The sequence below is a fragment of the Jutongia huaianensis genome, from assembly GCF_014384985.1.
Classification (GTDB): Bacteria; Bacillota; Clostridia; order Lachnospirales; family Lachnospiraceae; genus Jutongia; species Jutongia huaianensis.
In genome coordinates this window covers 1-10,699 of the sequence record NZ_JACRSX010000030.1, presented here as the reverse complement: position 1 = coordinate 10,699, position 10,699 = coordinate 1, and the positions used below count along the sequence as shown (strand labels likewise).

8 protein-coding genes and 1 tRNA gene are annotated in these 10,699 nt (G+C 39.4%); all 9 read left to right on the top strand.

What is annotated here, in order from left to right:
- Positions 1–165: 165 nt before the first annotated feature.
- The 9 genes from dnaA to H8704_RS13480 all read left to right on the top strand — a co-directional run bounded on the left by dnaA (position 166) and on the right by H8704_RS13480 (position 10,612).
- Positions 166–1,539, top strand: a complete 1,374-nt coding sequence (gene dnaA / locus H8704_RS13520) for a chromosomal replication initiator protein DnaA (RefSeq protein WP_249298604.1) — start codon at positions 166–168, stop codon at positions 1,537–1,539.
- A 257-nt stretch (positions 1,540–1,796) separates the two neighbouring features.
- Positions 1,797–2,897 carry a DNA polymerase III subunit beta gene (gene dnaN, locus H8704_RS13515; RefSeq protein WP_249298603.1) on the top strand — a complete coding sequence of 367 codons (1,101 nt, stop codon included), beginning with the start codon at positions 1,797–1,799 and terminating at the stop codon, positions 2,895–2,897.
- 16 nt (positions 2,898–2,913) lie between these two features.
- Positions 2,914–3,126, top strand: a complete 213-nt coding sequence (locus tag H8704_RS13510; protein WP_022465988.1) for an RNA-binding S4 domain-containing protein — start codon at positions 2,914–2,916, stop codon at positions 3,124–3,126.
- A gap of 58 nt (positions 3,127–3,184) precedes the next feature.
- Positions 3,185–4,276 (top strand): DNA replication/repair protein RecF, encoded by a 1,092-nt coding sequence (gene recF / locus H8704_RS13505; RefSeq protein ID WP_022465989.1) that lies wholly within the window; start codon positions 3,185–3,187, stop codon positions 4,274–4,276.
- Between the two features lie 25 nt (positions 4,277–4,301).
- Positions 4,302–6,224: a DNA topoisomerase (ATP-hydrolyzing) subunit B gene (gyrB, locus tag H8704_RS13500; protein ID WP_118679901.1), complete on the top strand. Its 1,923-nt coding sequence runs from the start codon at positions 4,302–4,304 to the stop codon at positions 6,222–6,224.
- 79 nt (positions 6,225–6,303) lie between these two features.
- On the top strand, positions 6,304–8,868 hold the full coding sequence (gene gyrA / locus H8704_RS13495; RefSeq protein ID WP_022465991.1) for a DNA gyrase subunit A: 2,565 nt from the start codon (positions 6,304–6,306) through the stop codon (positions 8,866–8,868).
- Between the two features lie 22 nt (positions 8,869–8,890).
- A complete protein-coding gene (locus tag H8704_RS13490) occupies positions 8,891–9,733 on the top strand; it encodes a fumarate hydratase (protein ID WP_249298605.1) in 843 nt (280 codons plus the stop codon).
- Positions 9,734–9,836: 103 nt separating this feature from the next.
- Positions 9,837–10,388, top strand: coding sequence for a Fe-S-containing hydro-lyase (locus H8704_RS13485; RefSeq protein ID WP_249298602.1), 552 nt, complete (start codon positions 9,837–9,839; stop codon positions 10,386–10,388).
- A gap of 136 nt (positions 10,389–10,524) precedes the next feature.
- Positions 10,525–10,612: transfer RNA gene (locus H8704_RS13480), tRNA-Ser, on the top strand.
- The last annotated feature ends 87 nt before the right edge of the window (positions 10,613–10,699 follow it).

The following is a 10,699-nucleotide window of genomic DNA, read 5'->3' as shown; positions in this document are numbered from 1 at the left end:
GTTTATTACTTTGTTCTTGTATTTTATCTTCATATGATATAAAATAGATAAGGATAGACAAGCAAATGCAATGATTCTACTCATAAGAGGCTGCTTGTCCATTTGTTTCTATATGAAACATTGCAAAATGACTTAATATATACTTTAGAAATGGGGTACCTTGAAGTGGAAAACGAACTTTATGAAAAATGGGACGATATTCTTGAAAAGATGAAAGTGAACTTTGATATATCTGATCCCGCCTTCAATACTTTTATCAAGATTTTGAAAGTGCATTCCATTTCAGGAAAGAATCTCACGATCCTGATCGATGATGCAAAGATCGGCAGCAATAAAAGCTTTATTGAAAAGAGATATAGCGCATTTCTTCAGGTTACGATCGAGGAAATGACTAATATTAAGTATGATATTACTTATATTTCTAAAAACGAAATTAATACTACTCCTGTAGAGACATTTAAAAACACTTCTCTACCTAGTAAGGATCATCCTTTTATCAGTACTAAATACACATTTGACAATTTCGTGGTTGGTGACAATAACGATTATGCCCATGCTGCTTCCCTTAAGGTTGCAGAGGAACCGGGTGATATTTACAACCCTCTCTTTATTTACGGAGGAGCCGGTCTTGGGAAGACTCATCTGATGCATGCAATTGGCAATTATATTATTGACCGGGATAATACCCAGAGAGTCGTATACGTTACCAGTGAGTCCTTTGTCAATGAAATTGTCGAAGCAATCCGTGATAAAAAGGGAGACGGTTCCAACTCCATGCAGGAGTTTCGTAATAAATACCGTAACGTCGATGTCCTGCTCATTGATGATATTCAGTTCATCATTGGTAAGGAAACCATGCAGCAGGAATTCTTCCATACCTTTAATCACCTGTATGAATCTCAAAAGCAGATTGTCATATCTTCCGATAAGCACCCTGCTACAATGAAAACCTTAGAGGAACGTCTTCGTTCCCGTTTCGAAATGGGACTTACCGTAGATATCAAGCCGCCTACATACGAAACGCGTATGGCGATTCTACGCCGCAAGGTTCAGGAGGAGAACTTATCCATTGACGACAGTATCCTTGATTTCATTGCATCCAATGTTTCTTCTAATATTAGAGAGCTTCAGGGTGCTATCACAAAGGTGATTGCTTTTTCAAAATTGCGCCATAATGACATCACGATGGACCTCGCCAAACAGGCCCTTTCCGATATGATCGCACCGGATAAGAAAAAGGAGATTACGATAGACTACATTATTGAAACAGTAGCAGATCATTTCAATATCTCTACCAATGACCTGCTCTCCAGCAAGCGCAGCAGCAATATCTCACATCCAAGACAGATATGCATGTACCTTTGCTGTGAGCTTACGAATAATACATTAGACGTTATTAAAAAGCATCTTAATCGAAAAGACCACTCTACTATTATTCATGGCAGAGACAACATTAAGAAGCTTTTAGAAGATACCGATGCCAATTCCAAGGTAGCGAAGGACATTGACATTCTGATCAAAAAAATAAATCCACAATAAGAATTCCACATATCAACAATTTTTGTGAACTTCTGTCTTGTGGATTCATCACTTAAAATTTGGCTTGTTGATAAGTTTTGATAATTTCACAGCTAATCTTAGCTTGTCCATGAAGTTATCCCCGCCTCTCATCCCTTGATTTTTAAGGCCTGAAAGGGGTTATACACTTATCAACGCCCCCTAATACTACTACTACGATTAATAATTATATATTTATGCGGATTTTTTTTGGCTGTGCTTTGAAAGGAGTTATCAACATGAACATAATTTGTGACAAGTCAAAATTACTGGAAGGCATCAATATATCCTTAAAGGCTATTCCAGGTAAATCTACAATGGCTATACTAGAATGTATGGTCATCGAAGCAAAGGATGGAATGATCAAACTAATATCTAATGATCTTGAAATTGGTATCGAAACAATTATTGAAGGAGATATTAAAGAACCGGGTTCTGTTGCAGTAAACGCAAAGGTATTTTTCGAAATTATTCGTAAATTACCTTACAATGAAGTTTCCATTTCCGTAAATGAAAATCTCACAATGAATATTTCATGTGGCAAAGCAAAATTTAATATTCCGGTAAAGGATACAGAAGAATTTCCATATCTTCCAAAGATTGTAAAAGATAAAAGTGTACTTATCTCACAATTCACCCTAAAAGAAGTGATCAGACAAACTGTATTTTCTATATCAGATAATGAAAATACAAAGGTTATGACAGGTGAACTTTTTGAAATCAGGGGATCACAGCTTAAAGTTGTTTCTCTGGATGGTCATCGTATTTCTATTCGCAAGGTAGATTTGAAACAGAATTATGATGATGTTAGTGTTATTATTCCGGGTAAAACCTTAATTGAGATCAGCAAGATCTTAAATGGCGGCCTGGATGATGAAATCTGCATGTATTTCACAGACAAACATGTATTATTTGAATTTGACAATACGATCGTACTCTCACGTCTCATTGAGGGAGAATACTACAAAATTGACAAGATGTTATCCAGTGATTATGAAACTAAAATAACAGTCAACAAAAAAGATTTATTTGATTCTATTGACCGTACCACACTGATGATCCGTGAATCAGAAAAGAAACCGGTTATCATTGATGTAAAAGATACAAGCATGAGTCTTGCTATCAATTCCGGTATTGGATCTATGTCAGAGGATATTGATATTTCGAAAGAAGGAAAGGATATTCTCATAGGATTTAATCCTAAATTTTTGATGGATGCATTGAAGGTAATTGACGAGGAAGAAATCACAATGTACATGATCAATCCAAAAGCACCTTGTTTTATTCGCAATATGGAAGAAACATATGTATATTTGATTCTGCCTGTTAACTTTAATTAATTTGGAGGAAAGACAGATGGAAGCAATTCAGATTTCGGATGACTTTATCAAGCTTGGGCAGGCATTAAAGCTGGCAAATATGGTAAGCTCCGGTGTAGAGGCAAAAATTGTGATTCAAGAAGGCCTCGTAAAGGTAAATGGTGAAGTTGATACCAGAAGGGGAAGAAAGCTTTATCCTCAGGATGTATTTGAATTTGAGGGACAGGAAGTAACTGTCTTAGCAGAATAATTATGCTAATATTAAAAGTATAGTATAATTTTCAATAGATAGAAAGGATTTCAGATGAATGCGGATTGATCACGTTGAGGTTTGTAATTTTCGGAATTACGAGAAAGCAAAGCTGGACTTTCATGAGCATATTAACGTTTTGTATGGCGATAATGCCCAGGGCAAAACAAATATTTTGGAATCTCTTTTTGTAAGTGGTACGACCAAGTCTCATAAAGGCAGCAAGGATCGGGAGTTGATCCGGATTGGTGAAGATGAGGCACATATTCGTGTATTGCTTACCAAAAATGATATTTCTCATAAGATTGACATGCATTTGCGTAAAAGCAAGCCAAAGGGAATTGCAATTGACGGCATTCCTATCCGGCGTTCCAGTGAGCTTATGGGATTGATCAATATTATATTTTTTTCTCCGGAGGATTTAAAGATCATTAAAAATGGTCCATCCGAGAGAAGAAGATTTATCAATATGGAGCTTAGCCAGTTAGATCATGTTTATCTGCACGATCTTGGCGAGTACAATAAAATATTAAATCAACGCAATAAACTGCTGAAGCAGATTTATTATAATCCATCTCTTAAGGATACTTTAGAGATATGGGATGGACAGCTTTTGGATTACGGTAGTCGTTTGATCAGGCGGCGTAGAGAATTTGTGGAACAATTAAAAGAAATTGTTTATCATATCAATCAAAAGCTGACGGGTGGCATGGAACAACTCAATGTTCATTATGAGCCTGACGCCGGGGAAGATCAATTTGAAAAAAAATTAAAAGACAGCATGGAAAAGGATCTAAGATTCATGACTACGAACGTAGGACCTCACAGAGATGATCTGAGCTTCTTTAATGGAGATGTGGATCTGCGTAAATATGGATCTCAGGGTCAACAGAGGACCTGCGCTTTGTCCTTAAAGCTGGCAGAAATTGAGCTGGTAAGACAACTGATCCATGATCAGCCGGTGCTGCTTTTGGATGATGTATTGTCAGAATTGGATCGCAACCGGCAGAATTATCTGTTGGACAGTATTCAGGATACCCAGACGATCATTACGTGTACAGGTCTTGAAGAGTTTATTGATGGTAAACTGACTTTAGACAGAGTTTTTCGTGTTGTAAACGGTACTATAAGTATAGAAAGTCAAAAGTGAAGTTTTTATAGAAAAGAGGAAAATTATGGGAACAGAAGTAAATAACGAATATGGAGCAGATCAGATCCAGATTTTGGAGGGATTGGAAGCAGTTCGTAAAAGACCTGGTATGTATATAGGCAGTACATCGATCCGTGGTCTTCATCATTTGGTATATGAGATTGTGGATAACTCTGTCGATGAGGCTCTGGCAGGTTATTGCACAGAAATTAATGTGACAATTGAAAAAGATAATTCTATTACCGTAATTGATAATGGACGAGGTATTCCGGTCGGCATTAATCACAAGGCCAATAAACCTGCAGTAGAGGTGGTGTTTACTGTTCTTCACGCAGGCGGAAAGTTTGGTGGCGGCGGATATAAGGTATCCGGTGGTCTGCATGGTGTAGGTGCTTCTGTTGTAAATGCCCTATCTGAATGGCTGGAGGTAAAGATTCACAAGGATGGCAAGCTTTATCAGCAGCGTTATGAGAGAGGAAAAGTAATGTATCCTCTGAAAGAGATCGGTGTAACGGATCATAATGGTACTGAGGTGCGTTTCCTGCCGGATAAGGAGATTTTTGAGGAGACAGAGTTTGATTATAATACCCTGAGACAACGACTCAGAGAGATGGCATTTCTCACAAAGGGAATCAAGATCGTTCTCCGGGATAATCGTTTGGAGGAGCCTAAGATCCGTACCTTCCACTATGAGGGTGGTATTAAGGAATATGTAGAATACTTAAACAAAAGCAAAGAAAAACTCTATGATGATATTATATATTGTGAGGGACAGCGTGGAGATGTTTATGTAGAGGTTGCCCTGCAGCACAATGATTCTTATCAGGAATCAACGTATAGCTTTGTAAATAATATTACAACTCCGGAGGGAGGTACTCATCTGACCGGTTTCCGTAACGCTATTACAAAGACATTTAATGACTACGCTCGTAGTATGAAATTATTAAAAGACAGTGATCCGAATCTCAGCGGTGAGGATCTTAGAGAAGGTTTAACAGCTATTATCAGTATTAAGATTTCAGAGCCGCAGTTTGAAGGCCAGACAAAACAGAAGCTTGGTAACAGTGAAGCAAGAGGAGCTGTGGAATCTGTTGTTTCAGAGCAGCTGACATATTTTCTGGAGCAGAATCCGGCTGTTGCAAAGGTTATCTGTGATAAAGCAGTACTTGCCCAGAGAGCAAGGGATGCAGCGAGAAAAGCAAGAGATCTTACCAGAAGAAAAACAGCGTTGGACAGTACGGCACTTCCCGGCAAACTGGCTGACTGCAGTGATAAAGATCCGAAAAACTGTGAAATCTACATCGTAGAGGGAGATTCTGCCGGTGGAAGTGCCAAGACAGCCAGAAACCGTGCGACACAAGCAATTCTTCCGCTTCGTGGAAAAATTCTGAATGTGGAGAAGGCGCGTCTTGACCGAATTCTTGGAAACGCCGAGATTAAGGCAATGATCACAGCGTTTGGTACCGGTATTGATGAGGATTTCGATATCAGTAAGCTTCGTTACGACAAGATTGTTATTATGACCGATGCCGATGTGGATGGTGCTCATATTGCAACACTGATGCTGACGTTTTTATATCGTTTCATGCCGGAGTTGATCCGTCAGGGTCATGTATATCTTGCAAAGCCGCCACTTTATAAGATCGAGAAAAATAAGACAGTCCGCTATGCTTATGATGACAAGGAGCTGGATGAAATTCTTACAGAGATAGGCCGCGACGGCAATAATAAGATTCAGCGTTACAAAGGATTGGGTGAGATGGATGCAGAGCAGCTTTGGGATACCACAATGGATCCGGAAAAGCGTATTCTGCTTCGCGTAACCATTGAGGAAGGAACAGAGTCTGAGATTGATGTAGTATTTAACACACTCATGGGCGATAAGGTAGAACCACGTCGTGAGTTTATTGAGGAAAATGCACAGTATGTAACCAATCTGGACATTTAATAAACATTAGCCTGGTAATTTGTGAAATAGAATCTGATTTTCATGAAGCAATGTGAATCAGCAGAAAGTTGAGGGAAAAATGGACGAGAATATCTTTGATAAAGTTCATGAGGTTGATCTTCGAAAAAAAATGGAGACCTCTTATATTGATTACGCAATGTCAGTTATTGCATCCAGAGCACTCCCTGATGTAAGAGACGGTTTGAAGCCGGTTCAGAGACGTATTTTGTATGCAATGATCGAGTTAAATAACGGACCGGATAAGCCACACCGTAAATGTGCCCGTATCGTTGGTGATACCATGGGTAAATATCATCCACATGGTGACAGTTCTATTTATGGTGCACTGGTAAATCTGGCACAGGAATGGTCTACTCATTATCCATTGGTAGATGGACATGGAAACTTTGGTTCTGTGGATGGTGACGGCGCTGCCGCAATGCGTTATACAGAGGCAAGATTGAGCAAGATTTCTATGGAGATGCTTGCAGATATTAATAAAGACACCGTAGATTTTGACCCGAACTTTGATGAGACAGAGAAAGAGCCTCGTGTTCTGCCTTCCAGATTTCCAAATCTGCTGGTAAATGGTACATCAGGTATTGCCGTAGGTATGGCAACCAATATACCACCACACAACCTCACAGAGGTTATCAACGCAGTCGTAAAAATTATCGACAATGTTGTGGAAGAGGATCGTGAAACAACGATTGAGGAATTAATGCAGATCATCAAGGGACCGGACTTCCCAACAGGAGCGGAAATCCTTGGTACCAGAGGAATTGAGGAGTCTTATCGTACCGGCCGTGGCAAGATCCGCGTACGTGCGGTGAGCAATATTGAGCCAATGGAGAATGGCAAGAACCGTATTGTTGTGACAGAGCTTCCATATATGGTGAATAAAGCACGTCTGATTGAGAAAATCAGTGAATTACATAGAGAAAAGAAAATCGAGGGAATTACAGATCTTCGTGATGAAACAAACCGTGAGGGTATGCGTATCTGTATTGAGCTTCGAAGAGATGTTAATCCGAATGTTGTATTAAACCAGCTTTATAAGCACACACAGATGCAGGATACATTTGGTGTTATTATGCTTGCTTTAGTAGATAATCAGCCAAAGGTCATGAATCTCAAACAGATGCTGGAATATTATATCAAGCATCAGGAAGAGGTTGTTACAAGACGTACCAAGTTTGACCTGAACAAGGCTGAGGAAAGAGCACATATCGTTGAGGGTTTACTGATCGCTCTGGATAATATTGACGAAGTGATCCAGATTATCCGCAGTTCCAAAACAACTGCCGAGGCAAAGGAAAGATTATGCTCCCGTTTCGAGCTTTCAGATGCACAGTCACAGGCCATTGTGGATATGCGTCTCCGTGCCTTGACCGGTTTGGAAAGAGAAAAGCTGGAGACAGAATATGCCGAGCTGGAGAAAAAAATTGCAGAATATAAGGCAATTCTTGCAGATAAAAAGATCCTGTTAGGTGTTATTAAGACAGAAATTTCATTGATTCGTGACAAGTACGGCGATGAGAGAAAAACATCTATCGGTTATGATGAGTTCGATATTTCCATGGAGGATCTGATTCCACAGGAAAATACCATCATTACTATGACTTCTCTTGGTTATGTTAAGAGAATGAGTGTGGATAACTTCAAGAGTCAGCATCGTGGAGGCAAAGGAATCCGCGGAATGCAGACTATTGATGAGGATTATATTGCTGACATGCTTATGACTACGACACATCATTATCTGATGTTCTTCACGAACAAGGGAAGAGTGTACCGTCTGAAAGCATATGAGATTCCGGAATCCGGCAGAACAGCCAGAGGAACTGCAATTATTAATCTTTTGCAGCTGACACCGGGAGAGAAGATCAACGCAGTCATTCCAATCAGAACATACGATGAAAATCGTTATTTATTTATGGCAACCAAGAAGGGTATTGTTAAGAAAACTTCTATCAAGGATTTTGCCAATATCCGTAAAACGGGACTTCAGGCGATTAATCTTCGAGATGATGATGAGCTGATCGAAGTAAAATCAACGAATAAAAAGAAGGACATCATTCTTGTAACGAAGCATGGACAGTGTATCCGTTTTTCTGAGACAGATGTACGTCCAACCGGTCGTGCAACAATGGGTGTCATTGGTATGAATCTTACCTATGACGATGAAGTAGTAGGTATGCAGCTTGATACACAGGGAGATTATCTTGTTCTTGTATCAGAATATGGTATGGGTAAGAGAACACGCATTGAAGAATTTACACCGCAGCACAGAGGCGGTAAGGGTATTAAGTGTTATAAGATTACCGAAAAAACAGGTAATGTTGTAAGTGTAAAAGCAGTAAATGAAGAAAATGAGATTATGTTGATCACTACAGAAGGAATCATTATCCAGATGAGAGTCGATGAGATTTCTGTATTGGGACGTATTACATCCGGTGTGAAGCTGATCGACTTGGATCCGGATAAGGATATTGTTGTAGCGACTATGGCAAAAGTGAGAGATTCTCAGCCTTCCGATGCGAAGGATAGTTTTCTGGAAGAAATGGAAAACGAAATGAGACAGAATGAAGAGGAAGCAGACAACGATATTGAAGAAACCGACGATACAGATAATCCACAGGAATAATGTTGCCAGAGGGGATGAAAATATGAGAACCATTTCTACCGATGAGATTATAAAAAATATCAAGGAAATGTGTATAGAAGCAAATTATTATCTTTCAGATGATATGAAGGATAAGATTGATCATGCCTGTCAGGTGGAGGAATCCCCGCTTGGCAGCCAGATATTGTCACAATTAGAAGAAAATATGCAGATTGCAGAAAGCAGTCAGATTCCAATCTGCCAGGATACGGGTATGGCCGTTGTATTCTTAAAAATCGGACAGGATGTTCATATTGAAGGAATGAATCTGGAGGATGCCGTCAATGAAGGAATCCGTCAGGGTTATGTAGAGGGATATCTGCGTAAATCCGTTGTAGGGGATCCTCTGCTTCGAGAAAATACAAAGGATAATACTCCCGGTATTATTCACTATGAAATTGTTCCGGGAGAAAACATAGACATTACTGTAGCACCAAAAGGCTTTGGAAGCGAAAATATGAGCCAAGTCTATATGCTTAAACCGGCAGATGGTATAGATGGTGTTAAGGATGCTGTGTTGGATGCAGTGAAGCTTGCAGGTCCAAATGCATGTCCTCCGGTTGTGGTAGGTGTAGGTATTGGCGGTACCTTTGAAAAATGTGCATTACTGGCCAAAAAAGCATTAACCAGGGATACAAATGTGCATAATTCTATCCCATATGTAAAAGAAATGGAAGAAGATTTATTAGAAAAGATTAATAATCTGGGAATCGGACCGGCCGGACTTGGTGGAAGGATTACAGCTCTTGCTGTAAATATAGAAACATATCCTACACATATTGCCGGTTTGCCGGTCGCTGTAAATATGTGCTGTCATGTGAACCGACATAAGCATCGTGTTATTTAAAGTATCAGGATGACGTTAAGCGTTATTTAATTCGTCAAAAAATACTTATAACAGTACGAGTTTAATTATAAAATATCTATTTGTGGAAAGGTTTGATGATACGATGTCAGAAAAGTATATTAATACGCCAGTTACAGAACAGGATATTGAATCGCTTGAGACGGGGGATATGGTTTATATTTCAGGTACGATCTATACTGCCCGTGATGCAGCACATAAAAGACTGTATGAAGCAATTCAGGCACATCAGGAGATACCTGTTGAGCTGAAAGATAATATTATCTATTATCTTGGACCATCTCCAGCGAGAGAAGGACAGGTGATCGGTTCTGCAGGCCCTACTACCAGCAGCCGTATGGACAAATATACCCCTCTTATGTTGGAGCATGGCTTAAAAGGTATGATAGGCAAAGGAAAACGATCTGAGCAGGTAATTGCTTCTATGGTGAGGAATAAGGCAGTTTATTTTGCTGCAATTGGAGGAGCAGGTGCATTATTATCCAAGTGTATTAAAAAGGCAGAGATAATTGCTTATGAAGATTTAGGAACAGAGGCAATTCGTAAGCTGGAGGTAGAGAAACTGCCTGCTATTGTAGTAATTGACAGTAAAGGAAATAATCTGTATGAGACGGCAACAAAGCAATATTGTCGCTAGATGAATAGACGAATAAATATAGGTAAACAATACCTATAATAAGAAAATAAAAAATTATAGAATAAAATGAAAAAATAGATTGACAACTCAGTATAAAGTTGCTATACTATTTTTTGTTCGACATTTATTGTCGTGTGGAGAAGTACTCAAGTGGCTGAAGAGGCGCCCCTGCTAAGGGTGTAGGTCGTTTGCGCGGCGCGAGGGTTCAAATCCCTCCTTCTCCGTTACACAGTGAGTTATATCATACTGTGTTTTTTTACGCTCAAAAGTCGTTGATGACATAGAGGAGTTTTAATTTCCGGACAGGAAAT

What these genes read in the sequence shown, in the direction of transcription:
- dnaN (WP_249298603.1), top strand. Translation starts at nt 1,797, where the DNA reads ATGAACATAATTTGTGACAAGTCAAAATTACTGGAAGGCATCAATATA.
- H8704_RS13510 (WP_022465988.1), top strand. Translation starts at nt 2,914, where the DNA reads ATGGAAGCAATTCAGATTTCGGATGACTTTATCAAGCTTGGGCAGGCA.
- recF (WP_022465989.1), top strand. Translation starts at nt 3,185, where the DNA reads ATGCGGATTGATCACGTTGAGGTTTGTAATTTTCGGAATTACGAGAAA.
- gyrB (WP_118679901.1), top strand. Translation starts at nt 4,302, where the DNA reads ATGGGAACAGAAGTAAATAACGAATATGGAGCAGATCAGATCCAGATT.
- gyrA (WP_022465991.1), top strand. Translation starts at nt 6,304, where the DNA reads ATGGACGAGAATATCTTTGATAAAGTTCATGAGGTTGATCTTCGAAAA.
- H8704_RS13490 (WP_249298605.1), top strand. Translation starts at nt 8,891, where the DNA reads ATGAGAACCATTTCTACCGATGAGATTATAAAAAATATCAAGGAAATG.
- H8704_RS13485 (WP_249298602.1), top strand. Translation starts at nt 9,837, where the DNA reads ATGTCAGAAAAGTATATTAATACGCCAGTTACAGAACAGGATATTGAA.